At 60.2% G+C, this 15,451-nt stretch carries 15 protein-coding genes; 8 read left to right on the top strand and 7 right to left on the bottom strand.

The window, feature by feature from the left end; all coding sequences use genetic code 11:
• The first annotated feature begins 4 nt into the window (after nt 1-4).
• The 3 genes from ctaD to DT594_RS12930 are packed head-to-tail and all read left to right on the top strand — an operon-like array spanning nt 5 to nt 3,092.
• Nucleotides 5-1,588, top strand: coding sequence for a cytochrome c oxidase subunit I (gene ctaD / locus DT594_RS12940; protein ID WP_096345330.1), 1,584 nt, complete (start codon nt 5-7; stop codon nt 1,586-1,588).
• Nucleotides 1,589-1,598: 10 nt separating this feature from the next.
• Complete coding sequence (locus DT594_RS12935) at nt 1,599-2,171, top strand: cytochrome c oxidase assembly protein (RefSeq protein WP_096345331.1); 573 nt, start codon at nt 1,599-1,601, stop codon at nt 2,169-2,171.
• A 30-nt stretch (nt 2,172-2,201) separates the two neighbouring features.
• A complete protein-coding gene (locus DT594_RS12930; RefSeq protein ID WP_149333040.1) occupies nt 2,202-3,092 on the top strand; it encodes a cytochrome c oxidase subunit 3 in 891 nt (296 codons plus the stop codon).
• Between the two features lie 31 nt (nt 3,093-3,123).
• Here the strand turns inward: DT594_RS12930 and DT594_RS12925 are convergent, their stop codons facing one another.
• Nucleotides 3,124-3,336 (bottom strand): twin transmembrane helix small protein, encoded by a 213-nt coding sequence (locus DT594_RS12925; RefSeq protein ID WP_149333039.1) that lies wholly within the window; start codon nt 3,334-3,336, stop codon nt 3,124-3,126.
• 63 nt (nt 3,337-3,399) lie between these two features.
• Here DT594_RS12925 and DT594_RS12920 point away from each other — a divergent pair, with 63 nt between their 5' ends.
• The 5 genes from DT594_RS12920 (at nt 3,400) to DT594_RS12900 (ending at nt 7,391) form a co-directional block, all read left to right on the top strand.
• On the top strand, nt 3,400-4,134 hold the full coding sequence (locus tag DT594_RS12920) for an SURF1 family protein (RefSeq protein ID WP_149333038.1): 735 nt from the start codon (nt 3,400-3,402) through the stop codon (nt 4,132-4,134).
• Nucleotides 4,127-4,726, top strand: coding sequence for a hypothetical protein (locus DT594_RS12915; RefSeq protein WP_149333037.1), 600 nt, complete (start codon nt 4,127-4,129; stop codon nt 4,724-4,726). The genes DT594_RS12920 and DT594_RS12915 overlap by 8 nt, the downstream gene beginning before the upstream one ends.
• 5 nt (nt 4,727-4,731) lie before the next feature.
• A complete protein-coding gene (locus DT594_RS12910) occupies nt 4,732-5,772 on the top strand; it encodes a COX15/CtaA family protein (RefSeq protein WP_149333036.1) in 1,041 nt (346 codons plus the stop codon).
• A 90-nt stretch (nt 5,773-5,862) separates the two neighbouring features.
• Complete coding sequence (gene cyoE / locus DT594_RS12905; protein ID WP_394240858.1) at nt 5,863-6,768, top strand: heme o synthase; 906 nt, start codon at nt 5,863-5,865, stop codon at nt 6,766-6,768.
• Nucleotides 6,759-7,391, top strand: a complete 633-nt coding sequence (locus DT594_RS12900) for an SCO family protein (RefSeq protein WP_149333035.1) — start codon at nt 6,759-6,761, stop codon at nt 7,389-7,391. The genes cyoE and DT594_RS12900 overlap by 10 nt, the downstream gene beginning before the upstream one ends.
• On the opposite strand, the gene DT594_RS12895 is transcribed toward DT594_RS12900, so the two are convergent.
• The 6 genes from DT594_RS12895 to DT594_RS12870 all read right to left on the bottom strand — a co-directional run bounded on the left by DT594_RS12895 (nt 7,378) and on the right by DT594_RS12870 (nt 15,303).
• Entirely contained in the window at nt 7,378-8,268 is an 891-nt protein-coding gene (locus DT594_RS12895) for a TIGR03915 family putative DNA repair protein (RefSeq protein ID WP_149333034.1), read from the bottom strand. The two genes, DT594_RS12900 and DT594_RS12895, sit on opposite strands and share 14 nt — an antisense overlap.
• Before the next feature lie 8 nt (nt 8,269-8,276).
• On the bottom strand, nt 8,277-9,491 hold the full coding sequence (locus tag DT594_RS12890) for a putative DNA modification/repair radical SAM protein (RefSeq protein ID WP_149333033.1): 1,215 nt from the start codon (nt 9,489-9,491) through the stop codon (nt 8,277-8,279).
• Between the two features lie 98 nt (nt 9,492-9,589).
• Nucleotides 9,590-10,237 (bottom strand): ligase-associated DNA damage response endonuclease PdeM, encoded by a 648-nt coding sequence (pdeM, locus tag DT594_RS12885; protein ID WP_149333032.1) that lies wholly within the window; start codon nt 10,235-10,237, stop codon nt 9,590-9,592.
• Nucleotides 10,234-12,723 carry a ligase-associated DNA damage response DEXH box helicase gene (locus DT594_RS12880; RefSeq protein ID WP_149333031.1) on the bottom strand — a complete coding sequence of 830 codons (2,490 nt, stop codon included), beginning with the start codon at nt 12,721-12,723 and terminating at the stop codon, nt 10,234-10,236. Before DT594_RS12880 ends, pdeM begins: the two co-directional genes overlap by 4 nt.
• Complete coding sequence (locus tag DT594_RS12875; protein ID WP_149333030.1) at nt 12,713-14,308, bottom strand: ATP-dependent DNA ligase; 1,596 nt, start codon at nt 14,306-14,308, stop codon at nt 12,713-12,715. The genes DT594_RS12880 and DT594_RS12875 overlap by 11 nt, the downstream gene beginning before the upstream one ends.
• Nucleotides 14,308-15,303, bottom strand: a complete 996-nt coding sequence (locus tag DT594_RS12870; protein WP_149333029.1) for a ligase-associated DNA damage response exonuclease — start codon at nt 15,301-15,303, stop codon at nt 14,308-14,310. The genes DT594_RS12875 and DT594_RS12870 overlap by 1 nt, the downstream gene beginning before the upstream one ends.
• Nucleotides 15,304-15,451: the final 148 nt, after the last annotated feature.

Genomic DNA, 15,451 nt, shown 5'->3' with positions numbered 1-15,451 from the left:
CATCATGAGTGCAGTGATTGATCACCATCACGCCGACCATGCCCATGGTCCGGCCAAAGGTTTGATGCGTTGGGTTCTGACCACCAACCACAAGGACATCGGCTCGATGTACCTGTGGTTCAGTTTCGCCATGTTTTTGCTTGGCGGCACCATGGCCATGGTTATCCGCGCAGAACTCTTCCAACCCGGCCTGCAACTGGTGCAGCCGGAATTCTTTAACCAGATGACCACCATGCACGGCCTGATCATGGTCTTCGGTGCGGTTATGCCAGCGTTTGTTGGCCTGGCCAACTGGATGATCCCGATGATGATCGGCGCGCCGGACATGGCGTTGCCGCGCATGAACAACTTCAGCTTCTGGCTGCTGCCTGCGGCCTTCGGCCTACTGGTGTCGACCCTGTTCATGGAAGGCGGTGGCCCGAACTTCGGCTGGACCTTCTACGCTCCGTTATCGACCACTTACGCGCCAGACAGCGTGACCTTCTTCATCTTTGCCATTCACCTGGCGGGTATCAGTTCGATCATGGGCGCGATCAATATCATCGCCACCATTCTCAACCTGCGCGCCCCAGGCATGACGCTGATGAAAATGCCGCTGTTCGTCTGGACCTGGCTGATCACCGCTTTCCTGCTGATCGCGGTCATGCCGGTACTGGCGGGCGTGGTCACCATGATGTTGATGGATATCCACTTCGGCACCAGCTTCTTTAGCGCTGCAGGTGGCGGTGACCCGGTGATGTTCCAGCACATCTTCTGGTTCTTCGGTCACCCCGAGGTGTACATCATGATCCTGCCGGCATTCGGCGCGGTCAGTGCGATCATCCCGGCGTTCAGCCGCAAGCCCCTGTTTGGTTACACCTCGATGGTGTACGCCACCGCAGCGATCGCGTTCCTGTCTTTCGTGGTCTGGGCTCACCACATGTTTACCGTGGGCATTCCGCTGACCGGCGAGCTGTTCTTCATGTACGCCACTCTGCTGATCGCCGTCCCCACCGGGGTCAAGGTGTTCAACTGGGTGAGCACCATGTTCCGCGGCTCGCTGACCTTCGAAGCACCGATGCTGTTTGCCATCGCCTTCGTCATTCTGTTTACCATCGGCGGCTTCTCCGGCCTGATGCTGGCGATCGCTCCGGCGGATTTCCAGTATCACGATACCTATTTCGTAGTCGCGCACTTCCACTACGTACTGGTGCCGGGCGCGATCTTCGGCATCTTTGCCTCGGCGTACTACTGGCTGCCGAAATGGACCGGCCACATGTACGACGAAGTCTTGGCCAAGACGCATTTCTGGATGAGCTTTGTCGGCATGAACATGGCGTTCTTCCCGATGCACTTTATCGGCCTGGCCGGTATGCCGCGGCGGATACCGGACTACAACATGATGTTCGCCAACTTCAACATGGTTTCGTCAATTGGCGCCTTCATGTTTGGTGCTACACAGTTGCTGTTCCTGTTTATCGTGATCAAGTGCATCAAAGGCGGCCCCAAGGCAGCAGCCAAGCCTTGGGAAGGCGCGGAAGGTCTGGAGTGGACGGTCGCCTCGCCGGCGCCCTACCACACCTTCAGCACCCCACCTGAAGTGAAGTAAGGGGACAGCCATGAGCGAAGGCATCACTACAAAACGTCTGATCAGCCGCCTGTTGCTATTGGTGGTGGGCATGTTCGGCTTCGGCTTTCTGCTGGTGCCTATCTACGACGTGATGTGTGATGCCTTCGGCATCAACGGCAAGACCAATGCAAGCGCCTATGAAGGTGGCGATGGCAGCGTGGATGAAAACCGTTCGGTAAGGGTCCAGTTTATTTCGACCAATGCCGAAGGCATGGCATGGACGTTCGGCCCACAGGCCAACGAGCTGACCCTGCACCCTGGTGAAACGCATGAAATGATGTTCACCGCGCATAATCCGACCAGCAAGCCGATGATTGCCCAGGCAATCCCCAGCGTGTCACCGTCCAAGGCCGCGGCCTATTTCCACAAGACCGAATGCTTCTGCTTCACTCAGCAGATGTTGCAGCCCGGTGAAACGGTGGAAATGCCCGTACGTTTTATCGTAGATCGCGAGCTGCCGAGCGAAGTTCACCGGCTCACGCTGTCCTATACCCTGTTTGATGTGACTGAGCGCATGGCCGAGACCTTTGATCTTGATCTGGCCGCCGTGCACAGCAACTGAATTTTGACTGCCTGATAAGGAGAACAACAGATGGCGAGTCACGACACCACTTCAACACATGAAGAATATTACGTACCGGCGCAGAGCAAATGGCCGATAGTAGGCTCCATCGGCTTGCTGACCTCGGTATTCGGTGCCGGCACCTTGATGAACTCCAGCGGCGAGAGCGGCCTGTTCATACTGCTGGCTGGCGCACTGATCATTACCTGGATGTTCTTTGGCTGGTTCGGCAACGTTATTACCGAGAGCCACCAGGGCCTGTACAGCGCGCAAATGGATCGCTCGTTCCGCATGGGCATGGGCTGGTTCATCTTTTCCGAAGTGATGTTCTTCGCGGCTTTCTTCGGCGCCCTGTTTTATGTGCGTACTTTTGCCGGCCCCTGGCTGTCCGGTGAGGGCGATAAGGGCATCAGCAATATGCTCTGGGAAGGCTTTCAGTATTCCTGGCCACTGATGGCCAACCCCGATCCCGCTCTGTTTCCGGGGCCGGAGGAAACCATCAGCCCTTGGCAGCTACCGCTGATCAACACCATTCTGCTGATCACCTCCAGTGTCACCGTGACCTTCGCCCACCACGCTCTGCGAGCAGGCAAGCGGGGTGCCCTGAAGAACTGGCTATTGCTGACGGTGGTGCTGGCCGTAGTGTTCCTCAGCCTGCAGATTGCCGAATACGTGCACGCCTACCAGGACCTGGGGTTAACCCTTAACTCGGGGATCTATGGTGCTACCTTCTTTATGCTCACCGGTTTTCACGGCGCCCACGTGTTTATGGGCACGCTGATTCTCACAGTGATGCTGGTGCGGGTGCACAAGGGCCATTTCACCCCGGAAAACCATTTCGGTTTTGAAGCGGCCAGTTGGTATTGGCACTTCGTCGATGTGGTCTGGGTTGGTCTGTTTATCTTCGTCTATATATTCTGACGTGATACCTGGCCCCTCCCGGGGCCAGTTTTCAGTGCAGCCAGGGCGTATTCCAGGCAAACTGGCCTGACCAGAAGCCGTAGGCAATCAGCAGCAGTATCGCTACCGTCAGACCAATCCGCACACTCAAAGCAGTAACCAGACGACCTGAACCGTCGGTATCCTTGACCAGAAAGAACAGGCCGCTGAACAAGCTGACGATGACCGCCAGCAGCAAGACCAGAATGGCCAGTTTCAACCACATAATCGAATATCCATGCTTGTTAGGGTTTGTGCATTATAGACCCTGTCGTTAATCAAGGTTGCCATGTCTGATTCCGCCAAACGCTTCGCCCCCGGCTGGCCCCTCTGGATATTCCTGCTGGCCTTTCTGCCATTGCTGATTATCCTCGGCTTCTGGCAACTGGACCGTGCCGAAGAAAAGCGCGCAATGCAGGCCCAGATGGATGCCAACCGCAGCGCGGTAGCCGAAACCCTGGAACAACTACAACAGCAATCTGATCCCAGCTGGCGCCCGTTATACCTGCAGGGCCGGTTTGACCCCGAGCGCATCTGGCTACTGGACAATCGTATCCGTGGCGGCAAGGCCGGCGTAGAGGTGCTGCAGGTGTTTGACGATCATGCCTCCGGGGATAGCCTGATCGTCAACCGCGGCTGGATACCCTGGCCCGACCGGCGCCAGCGCCCTACTGTAGCCACACCTGACCAGGACGTACAACTCGACGCAGAAGCGCTACCCAGCGCAGAACAAGGCTTTACCCTGGGGCAAAGCGGCGGCACATCTGACTGGCCCAAGCTGATATCGCGGGTGGATCTGGAGAGCATGGCCGCAGGGGTGGAGCGCCCATTGCTCGGCTGGACTGCGCGGCTGAAAACCGGCAGCCAGGCCGCTTTCAAACTTGACTGGCCGGCACTACCCATGACCGCCAGCAAACATACTGCCTATGCGGTGCAATGGTTTGCGCTGGCCATAGCATTACTGGCACTCTTTATCTGGGCTGGATTCCAGTCTGAACATCGGGGAAAAAATAACAATGAGTAGTAGCGATACCTCACCCACAACCGCTAAAAAGCCGCGCGGGCAACTGAAACTGCTGGCGATCTTCGCCGTGGTGATCGGCCCCATCGTGATTGCCGGCATCATGGCCAAAGTCGGTTACGAGCCGCAAAGCAATACCAACCGTTCCGACCTGGTTGAGCCACAGATTCAGCTGGAAGACTGGCAGTTGGCAGCTGACCCTGTCGGTTATGGTTCGCCTTGGCGCGTTCTGGTTACCAGCCCGCAAGCGTGCGAGGAAGCCTGCCTGCAATTGCTGCACGAGGCGCGTCAGATCAATGTTGCCCTCGGCCGCGAAGCCGGCCGAGTGAAACATATGCTGGCACTGGCAACACAGCCCCCTGCAGAGCTGCTGGAACAACTGGAGTCCGAGTACCCGCGTCTGGAAAAAGGTACGCTGGATTCCGCTGCCTACCAGAACAGCCTGAACCAGCATCCGCAGGAATGGCAGCAGGGCCCGCAATTATGGGTCGTCGACCCACTGGGTCGAGTGGTGCTGCATCAGGACGCGGACAAACCGGGCAAGCAGTTGCTTGACGATCTGAAACATCTTTTGAAAGTATCCAAGGTAGGATAAAGGTCATGCGTAAACCAGGTTACCTGTTTGCCGTCGGCGCATTGGCGCTAGGGTTCGTAGTGGTGATTCTCGGTGCCTACACTCGCCTGGTGCATGCCGGCCTGGGTTGTCCGGACTGGCCGGGTTGTTATGGTTTTCTCGGCGTACCGCGCAGCGACAGTGCCATTCAGCTAGCCGAGATGCGCTTTCCCGATGACCCGGTGGAAGTTTTCAAGGCCTGGGCCGAGATGATCCACCGCTATGCCGCCGGGATCCTGGGCCTGGTCATCCTCGGCCTGGCCCTGATGAGCCTGCGGCAAAAACGCGTGCCGGGTTATCCGGTGGGCCTGAGCTTCGGTCTGCTACTGCTGGTAGTCTGTCAGGCGCTGTTCGGCATGTGGACGGTAACACTGAAATTGTGGCCACAAGTCGTCACCGCGCACCTGCTTGGTGGCTTCGCCACCCTCAGTCTGCTGATGCTGCTGTGCCTGCGCCTGCACGGCGGCTTTCACCCGATGGGCCCCGCCAAAGCAATCGCCAAACTACGATTCCTTGCCCGACTGACGCTGCTGGTGGTCATCGCGCAGATCACCCTCGGTGGCTGGACCAGCACTAATTACGCCGCCGTTGCCTGCGTGGACTTTCCCACTTGCCACGGCGAATGGTGGCCAGAGATGGACTTCGCCGCTGGCTTTCACCTGTTCCACGAAATAGGGCCCAATTACCTAGGCGGCATGTTGCTCGGTGAAGGCCGCACGGCCATCCATTTCACCCACCGGCTCGGCGCCATTGTCACCAGCCTGTTTGTGCTATTGCTGGCCTGGAAGCTGATGGACCGGCGCATGCCTAAATTGGCCGGATTGCTTACCCTGGTATTGATAACCCAGGTCGGTCTGGGCATCACCAATGTGCTGGCGCATTTGCCGCTGGCCGTCGCCGTTGCCCACAATGCTGTGGGTGCTACTCTGCTGTTGGTCGTGGTGGCTATCAACTATCGCTTGCGTGCGCCTGCTGCAGATGCCATTTTCAGTACCGAGAGGTCTAGCTCAAGGCTGGCCAGCCGCTGACGGCTGGCGCATACTGGGCGCAGGTTTTTCCAGAACAAAGCCTGACCAGAAGAACAATGACAGGCGCCTCAGGCGTCGGGGGAAGCACTGATGACCGTTATGAGCAACACCGCACAGGCCAGCGCCGGATGGCGCGACTACCTGGAGCTGACCAAGCCCAAAGTTGTGGCACTGATGATCATCACTTCGGCCATCGGCATGCTGCTGGCTACCGAAGGCATGGTGCCCTGGAGCGTGTTGTTGCTGGGTAATCTGGGCATCGCCCTATGCGCCGGTTCGGCGGCTGCGGTCAATCATCTGGTGGATCGGCGTATCGATATCCATATGGCGCGCACCCAGCGTCGGCCGATGGCTCAGGGGCGGGTCAATCCGCTCAATGCCATGCTCTTTGCCCTGGTACTCGGCGTTGCCGGCATGGGCATTCTGCTGCAATGGATCAACGCCCTGACTGCCTGGCTGACACTGGCTTCGCTGCTCGGCTACGCGGTGATCTATACCTCGTTTCTCAAGCGCGCCACGCCTCAGAATATCGTCATCGGCGGTCTCGCTGGCGCGGCTCCGCCCCTGCTGGGCTGGACCGCGGTTACCGGGCAGATTGATGCCGAAGCATTGTTGCTGGTACTGATCATTTTTGCCTGGACGCCACCGCATTTCTGGGCACTGGCCATTCACCGCAAGGAAGAATACGCCAAGGTCGACATTCCGATGCTGCCCGTCACCCATGGCGAGCGGTATACCAAGCTGCACATTCTGCTTTACACCTTTATTCTGCTCGCCGTCAGCATGCTGCCTTATGTGATTCACATGAGCGGCATCATCTACCTGACCGTGGCGCTGGTACTCGGCGTGCGCTTTATCGACTGGGCCTGGGCAATGTGGCGTGACAGCCGTCCGCATGCAGCCATCAAGACCTTCAAGTTTTCCCTCTGGTATCTGTTGTGGATATTCGTCGCGCTGCTGGTTGATCATTATGTAGGGGTTGCCGGATGGCTTTAAGCGGCGTGCAAAAAACCGTTCTAGTGACCCTGGCAGTGATTGCCCTGGTCATCGGCGCTATTGTCCATAAAGTCACCCGTCCAGTAGCACTGGATCGTGAGCAATTGTCGCAGTCAGGCATATTTCTGTTCGACAGCCCGCGCAGCCTGCCCGAGGTAGAAATGCTGTCTGCCGCTGGTGGTAGCTGGGGCAAGCAGGACCTGGTCGGACAATGGGATTTGCTGTTCTTTGGTTATACCTTTTGCCCGGATATCTGCCCGACCACCATGGCCGACCTCAAGCAACTGGTTGACGCGCTACCAGAAGCCTCTGCTGAGCAACTGCAGGTGACCATGGTCAGCGTTGATCCGAATCGCGACACGCCCGAGCAGATGCAGCAATACCTGGGCTTCTTCAAAGCCGGTTTCCACGGCGCGACCGGGAACCCGGAAGAGCTGGCCAAGCTGGCACGGGCGTTATCCATCGCCTATATCGAGCCGGACACCAGCAGCGAGAACTATCTGGTCGACCACAGTGGCCAGGTGGTGATCGTCAATCCGGAAGGGCAATACGTTGGATTCCTGCGGCCGCCGCTGAAGCCGCAGGAGTTGAGCCAGTGGTTGCCGCGAATCATGACTCCCTGATCGACGCGTCTTTTACACCGATCTGAGCTGTTGCCGGCCCTCCGGCAACAGCCTTGTTTCTCGCCAGACGAATCACCTTCCCAGCCTTGCCCGATACACCGTCGGCCTGCCCGTCTTTCTGTGATCCCGCCCGCGCCTTGCTTAGCAACACCGGAATCAACTTGCCCTCGGTCAGCCCCTTCCAGAACCGCAGCGGCATATGCGCCTGCATGACCTTGCGGTTCAGCCGTGCCGGATTGAAGATACTCGCGTAGTAGGTTTCCCACAGCGCGTCATCCTTGCCCCGCACCGCCTCGGCCCGTACTCGCCACTCAGGTGGACAGGGCTGACGGTAATGCAGCTGCTGGCCGTCATACCAGACCGCATCGCGGGGCGTGGCGATCAGCCAGCGTTGCCGCCCCAGACGTTCGGCGAAATGCATGCTGGCACTGGCGAGGATGTCATGCGCGGGCTCATGCCAGGCCACATAGTCCAGATCGGCATCAGCGGGCAGCGGATGAAAACGCAAGAATGCATGCAGGTGATGCGCCTCGCGACTGGCCGCCTTGATCCGCCGGTGCAGTTCGCTACCGTCCGGATCACCCGCCAGCATGGCTTGCCGCTCACCTTTGACCACCCGCCAAAGCACTCGATACAGCAGATTCCAGCGGCCTGGCGCTCGGTAGCGAGCGGCACTCTCGAGCTCCGTGAGCAATGCCGCCGGTACGCGCAACCTTTGCACCGGCTCGCCGTAAGCGGGCAGCGGCTCCGCAGCGAACAGCTGGCGATGGTCTTCATCTTCCCAGACTACTTCGTGCGGCGGCACGCCCTGCACCAGCAGTTGCCGGGCCTGATCGCGCCAGCATGCAAAATCGTCTTCGCAGCAGAGTACCCGCATGGTCTTCCTCAGCCCCAGAGCGCCATCTGCGCCGGTTGATCGCTTAATTGGCGGCGCAGCAGGCTGGATTCCACCGTGTCCTGACGCGGGCGATAATCGCTGGTGACGATAAACGGCCGGGCCTTGTCCATCACGCAGCGCATCCGCAGCAGGTCTTCAAAGCGGATGCGCTTGAGCCGGCGCAGGCTGACTATGCGCTGCGCCGAGCGGATACCAATGCCTGGCACCCGGGCGATCATCGCCGGCTCTGCCAGGTTCAGATCGATCGGAAACTGCGCCCGGTTAACCAGCGCCCAAGCCAGCTTGGGGTCGATATCCAGCGGCAGATTACCCTGCGCGCCGACCAACTCGCCGGCCTTGAAGCCATAACTGCGAAGCAGGAAGTCAGCCTGATATAACCGATGCTCGCGTAATAAAGGCGGCGCCTGGAAAGGCACCGAGGAAGGGCTGTTGGGGATCGGGCTGAATGCCGAATAGTAGACCCGGCGCAGACGATAATCGCCGTACAAGGCTTCGGCGGTATGCAGAATGCGGCTGTCATCACTGGCATCGGCACCGACGATCATCTGCGTGCTTTGCCCGCCTGGGGCAAACCTGGGCGCACGCTTATCTGCGCGTGATTCATTCGATGCGCTATCGATGGTACCCATGGCGCCGGTAATGCTCCCGATCAGCTTTTCCGGTGCCAGACGAATCAGGCTGTCCGGGCTCGGCAGCTCGATATTCACGCTGAGCCGGTCGGCATAACGCCCGGCCTCTTCGATCAGCGCCGGGTCCGCTTCGGGAATGGTCTTGAGGTGGATATAGCCGCGGAACTGATGTTCTTCGCGCAGCAACTTGGCCACGCGGATCAACTGCTCCATGGTGTAATCCGGCGACTGGATAATGCCCGAACTGAGAAACAGCCCGCTAACATAATTGCGCTGGTAGAAATCCAGCGTCAGCTTGACCACTTCCTCCGGCATAAAACGCGCCCGCGGCACATCACTGGAGCGGCGGTTGACGCAGTACTGGCAGTCATACAGGCAGAAGTTGGTCAGCAAAATTTTCAGCAGCGAGACGCAGCGGCCGTCCGGAGTATAGCTGTGACAGATGCCCATGCCATTGGTCGCGCCGATGCCGTCCTTGCCGCGGGAGCTGCGCTTGGGCGCGCCACTACTGGCGCAGGACGCGTCATACTTCGCTGCATCGGCCAGAATGGTGAGTTTTTCGATTAGCTCCATGTCACACCTATATACTGTATATAAATACAGCATAAGCGTTGTCGGCGCATTGCTCAACCAGGCTGCATAGCCGGTTACATAATGGCAGCGCCGCGGGCTTAATCCGGACCCTGGAAAAGCTCGCCTTCGACCACCAGTACGGTTCGCCCTTCAGCTGTGCGCGGCAGATCCCAACCTCCGGTTAGCGCGCCGAACGAAGGCAAGACACTGACCTGATCACGAAACCAGAACACCGGCGCACGTAGCCGGTCAGCGGCCACCTGCAAGGTCAGCACCGGGTGCAGATGCCCGGCCAGCACATGACGCCCCGGTACCTGCTCGGGCTCATGGCGCAAACGGAACGGCCCCAGATCCAGATGATCGTGCCAGCGCAAACCGATATCCACCCCTGCGGCGTGCCGGTCGTGGTTACCTACAACTGCCTCCACCGACACCGCCCGGTGCTGCGCCAGCCAACCGGGGAACATATCCAGAAATGGCTCGCCGGGCATCGGCCGATGGTGGAAAAAATCGCCGAGTACGATCAACCGTTGAGGATTGAACTCCTCAAGCAGATTGGTCAGGCGATGCAGGTCATCGCGGCTCTGGCCGCTGGGCACCGCCAGACCGCGCCGGCGCATCAAAGCCGCCTTGCCGAAATGCGTATCGGCGACCAGCAGTGCAGACTCGGCGGGATAGAACAATGCGCAGTCACCATGCAGCACCACTTCGGCGCCGGCCAACTGCCAATTCAGGGTACGACTCATGGGCGTCTCTTTGGTTTACGTGCTGCGTGCTTCTCGAGGCTGGCCATCATGCGTTGAACGCGCTCGCGCCAACCCTCGGTGCTGATTCTATTACGCTGGCGCTCGACCCACAGCGGGAAAGCCAAAGGCGAGAAACGTTCCAGGGACACCAACAGCAGCTGTTGCTCGGCTGCGCGTTCCAATACCGCCCGCAGCCGCTGAATCTCCAGCTGATCTTCCAGGACTTCACGGCTGGCCTGGGCCAAAAGCCGGTGTTCGGGATCGTAGCGCTGCAAGGTGTCGTACAGCAGACCGCTGGAAGCCTGCAATTGCCGGTCGCTCTTGCCTCGACCGGGAAAGCCCTGAAACACCAACCCGCTGACCCGGGCGATATCGCGGAATTGCCGACGCGCCAACTCGCCGGCATTCAGCGCGGCCAGTACATGATCGAGCAAATCTTCAGGGTCGAGCAGTGAATGCCAATCCGCCTCTGTCAGCTCCGGCAGCTTGGCCGAGGTGAGCAGCTCCAGGCCGTAGTCGTTAACCGACAGCGAGAAGGTCGCTGGCGTCAGTTGCCCTAGTCGCCAGGCCAGCAGCGCGGCCAGACCTTCGTGGGCCAAGCGCCCGGCAAAGGGGTAAACAAACAGATGCTGACCCTCGCGCGAGCTGCAGCGCTCGATCAATAGCCGCGCGCGACTTGGCAGCGCCGACTGCTGCTTCTGCAATTCCAGCACCGGGGCAACCGCCTGGACCTCCGGGTCGGTATACAGCCCGGCCTGCACTTCCTCGAAAATCTCCAGCACGCTGTCGGCCAGTTCGCTGGAGAGCGGCAAGCGCCCGCCGTACCAGCGCGGCACACTATGCCGGCGGGTTTTCGCCATGCGCACATAGGCCACCAGGTCACGCACCTTGACCAACTCCAGCGCGCGCCCGGAAAACAGAAACACATCGCCAGGCTTGAGCCGGGCGATAAAGGTTTCTTCGATACTGCCCAGACTGCCACCCTTCATAAAGCGCACCTGGATCTGCGCATCACTGGTGATAGTGCCTATCGCCAGCCGGTGGCGGCGGGCAATGCCGGTATCCTCGACGCTGTAACGACCGTCCTGAATCACCACACGCTGGAACTGCGGGTAATGCTCCAGCACCGGCCCGCCCTGAGTAATAAACAGCAGGCACCAGTTGAAGATCTCCTCGTCCAGCCCGGCAAAAGCATGAGTGCTGCGCAGCTCGGCGAACACCTGTTCAGGAACAAAGCCGGGGCCGGCCGCCAGGGTCACCAGATGCTGCACCAGCACATCCAGGCTCAATCGTGGTGGCCGCCTTGCCTCAACCCGGCCCGCCTCCCAGGCCCGGCGTACAGCGGCGATTTCTACCAGTTCCAAAGCATGACTGGGCACACAAAGAATTTCACTGGCGGCGCCCGGTTGGTGACCGGAGCGGCCGGCGCGTTGCATCAGCCGCGCCACCCCCTTGGGGCTACCGACCTGCACAACCCGATCCACCGGGGAAAAATCCACACCCAGATCCAGGCTCGATGTGCAGACCACGCAGCGAAAATCGCCCTGGCGCAAACCGTCCTCGATGCGCTTGCGTAATTTGCGGTCGATTGAACCGTGATGCAGACCCAGTTCAGTCAGCCATTCCAGCCGCGCCTTGAGAATCGCCTCAAACCAGAGTTCAGCCTGGGAGCGGGTATTGGTAAACAGCAGCGAGGTCTGGCCCTCGCCCAGATAATCCAGCACACCCTCCAGTTGCGACAGGCCCAGATGGCCCGCCCAGGGAAAGCGTTCGACATTGGCCGGGCACAGGCCGCGAATGGTCAAAGGTCTACTCTGGGTACCGGCAATGCGCTCGCCCGGTTCCGCTCCTTCGCCGAGCAACACCGCCATGGCTTCATCCAGGTTACCCAGGGTCGCCGACAGGCCCCAGACCGGCAGCTGCGAATGCCGCGCGCGCAACCAGGCCAGACATAACTGCAGCTGCACGCCGCGTTTGTTACCCAGCAGCTCGTGCCACTCATCCACGATCACCGCATCCAGATGCTTGAAGCTTTCTTCAGCATTGCGGTAGGAGAGCAGCACCGAGAGGCTTTCCGGGGTAGTGATCAGGGTTTCCGGCAGTTTCCGCCGCTGCCGGGCGCGTACGCTGGCGCTGGTGTCGCCAGTGCGGGTTTCGACCTTCCAGTCCAGGCCCAAAGCATCGACCGCCTGCTGCAGATGCCCGGCGGTATCGCTGGCCAGTGCACGCAAGGGAGTGATCCACAGAACCCGCAGGCCGCCAGTACGTACTGGCTTATCCAGCGCGTCGGACACCGGGCCTAGCCAGGCGGCAAGGGTTTTACCTGAGCCCGTAGAGGCATGAATCAGCCCGCTGCGCCCGGCACGAAAAGCCTGCCACGCCTGGCGCTGAAAGGGTGCAGGCGTCCAGCCCTGTGCAGCGAACCAGGCCTCGACCGTAGCCAGGCCGTCCACTGCGCCCTTGTCTGCCGCGGGCTTAGCCGCCATACAGACGCAGCAGGTCCTTCACCTGCTCCAGGGTATCGGCTTCGGCCACCGGCTTGTCCTGACGCCAGCGGGAAATCCGCGGGAAGCGCAGCGCGATGCCGGACTTGTGCCGCGGCGAGGGTTGAATGCCTTCAAAGGCAATCTCCAGCACATGCTCGGGTTTCAGCGAACGTACCGGGCCAAATTTCTCCACGGTGTTACGGCGTATCCAGTGATCGAGCTTCTGGATTTCCTTGTCGGTCAGGCCTGAATAGGCCTTGGCGATCGGCACATAAGCATCGCCATCGCGCACCGCCAGGGTGTAATCGGTGTACAGATTGGCCCGGCGACCGTGGCCAGGTTGGGCGTAGAGCAGCACCGCATCAATGGTCAACGGCTCGATCTTCCACTTCCACCAGTCGCCGCGAATCCGGCCGCTGCGATAGGGGCTGTCCAGACGTTTGAGCATTAGCCCTTCGACCATGCGTTCGCGACTGCTTTCCCGCTGCGTGGCCAGCGCGGTCCATTCTTCAGCACTGACGCTGGGGCTGATGCGGATAGCGCTCTCGGCGTTATTAGCCAGCAGCTCCTGCAACAGCGCTCGGCGTTCGCGCAACGGCCGTTCGCGCCAGTCCTGCTGCTGATATTCCAGCACGTCGTAGGCCAGGAATATCACCGGCACCTCGCGCAGCATTTTCTCGCCAATGGTTTTGCGCTGGATGCGCCGTTGCATTTGCGAGAACGGCAGCACCTCGGTATCCCAGGCAAGAATTTCACCGTCAAGGACCACTTCCGGCAGATCTTCTGCGGCGGCTTCCACTTCCGGGAAGCGGCCGTTCATGGGTTCCTCGCCGCGCGACCAGAGCCAGATGCCACCCGGCCGAGCGATCAATTGCGCGCGGATACCATCCCACTTCCACTCGGCCAGCCAGTCCTGCAAATCACCGAGCAATGCCGGCTCGCCCTCGAGCGGCGAGGCGAGGAAAAACGGGTAGGGCTGGCCTTCGCGCTCCTCTCGATGCTCTTCATCGAACAGCGCGGTAAAAAAGTCAGCGGTGGGCTCGAACTCGCCGATCAAACGCCGTGCAATCAAAGCCCGGGGCAGGTCACCCAAGGATGCCAGCGCTCGCTCAACCAGCCCGCGTGATACGCCCACGCGCAAACTGCCGGTCAGCAGCTTGTTATAGAGAAAGCAAGCCGGGCGCGGCAGGCTGCGCCAGTGGGCCACCACATGCACCCGTTGCTGCTCTTCCTCCAGCTTGCGCAGGCCCAGGATGGCCTGCTCGATCCAGCCTGCCAGGGACCCTTCGACAGCCCGTCGCTCACCGTCATCTTCCATCAGCAGGCTGATGGTTTCGGCCAGATCGCCAACGTGCTGATAAGTTTCTTCCACCAGCCAATCCGGCAATCCGGTTGCTTCAGCCAGCCAGTCACGCAATTTGCGCGGTCCGATCAGACGCTTCATCCGCCGTCCGGCGAGTATGTAGACAGCCCAAGCCGCATCGGCTGGCGGCGCATCGCGGAAGTAGGCAATCAGCGCATCCAGCTTGACCTGGGTGCGGGTGGTGGCGTCGAGTTCGGCATACAGATCGGCAAAGGCCTGCATCAATCGTCCTCGCCGCCGTACAGGGTGGTCAGCGCGCGGGCATCGATGCCCTGGTGTTCACGCAGGTAGCGCACCAGATCATCACTGCGGCCATGCGTGGTCAACACGGTACTGGCACCGCAGTCACGAATGGTATTGAGCAGCGCCGGCCAATCGGCATGGTCACTGAGTTCAAAGCCCTGATCGTAACCACGGCGGCGACGATTGCCGCGAATGCGCATCCAGCCAGAAGCAAATCCAGTGCTGGCATTCTTGAAGCGACGCATCCAGGGCGAACCGGCAGCCGAGGGCGGCGCCAGGATCAGTTGACCGTTGAAGGTTTCGTCGCGGGGCAGCTCGGACACTGGCTGGGTCGGCAACATCGCCACATCGGCCTCACGATACAGCTCGGTCAGCGCGACCATGGCGCCATGCAGGTAAACCGTGCGGTCAGTGTGCGCGGCCAGCGCCGCCAACACTCGCTGCGCCTTGCCAAAGGCATAGGTAAACAGGATGCACGGCCGGTCGGGGTTACCGGACCACCAGTCCCACATTTGCTGGCCGACCTCTTCCACCGGCGGCCAGCGGTAACAGGGCAGGGCAAAGGTCGCTTCGGTAATCAGCGTATCGCAGGGCACCACTTCAAAAGGTGCGCAGGTCGGATCGGCATCGCGTTTGTAATCACCACTCACCACCCAGACCCGGCCGTCATCGTGAGCCACGCGCACCTGCGCCGAACCGAGTACATGCCCGGCCGAATGCAGGCTCAGAGTGATAGGGCCGAAGCGTCGTTGTTCGCCGTATTCCAGCCCGGTAAATTCATGTTCGCCCAAGCGATGGCGCAGGATCGGCACGCTCAAATGCTGGGCGTAGTACTGCTGATGACCGGAACGGGCGTGGTCGGCATGCGCGTGGGTGATCACTGCCGTGGCCACCGGCCGCCAGGGATCGATGTGAAAATTGCCAGCAGGGCAATACAGCCCTTCGTCGGTGGGAATCACCAGAGGATCATGCATGCAAGGGTGCGCTCATTGGTCCGTGTCCATTTCAGCCTATCCGAGAAATGGGACAACAGGATCGCCGAGCTGTTACAGCGGATGTAACGGAGCGGCCGGCTAGGTGCGACCGGCCAGGCCCGGCCAGGCTCTCTCTATGCAGGGCTGC

This window comes from Halopseudomonas laoshanensis (genome assembly GCF_008365385.1).
In the GTDB taxonomy this organism is placed as follows: Bacteria; Pseudomonadota; Gammaproteobacteria; order Pseudomonadales; family Pseudomonadaceae; genus Halopseudomonas; species Halopseudomonas laoshanensis.
This window is presented reverse-complemented; position numbering and strand designations above follow the sequence as displayed.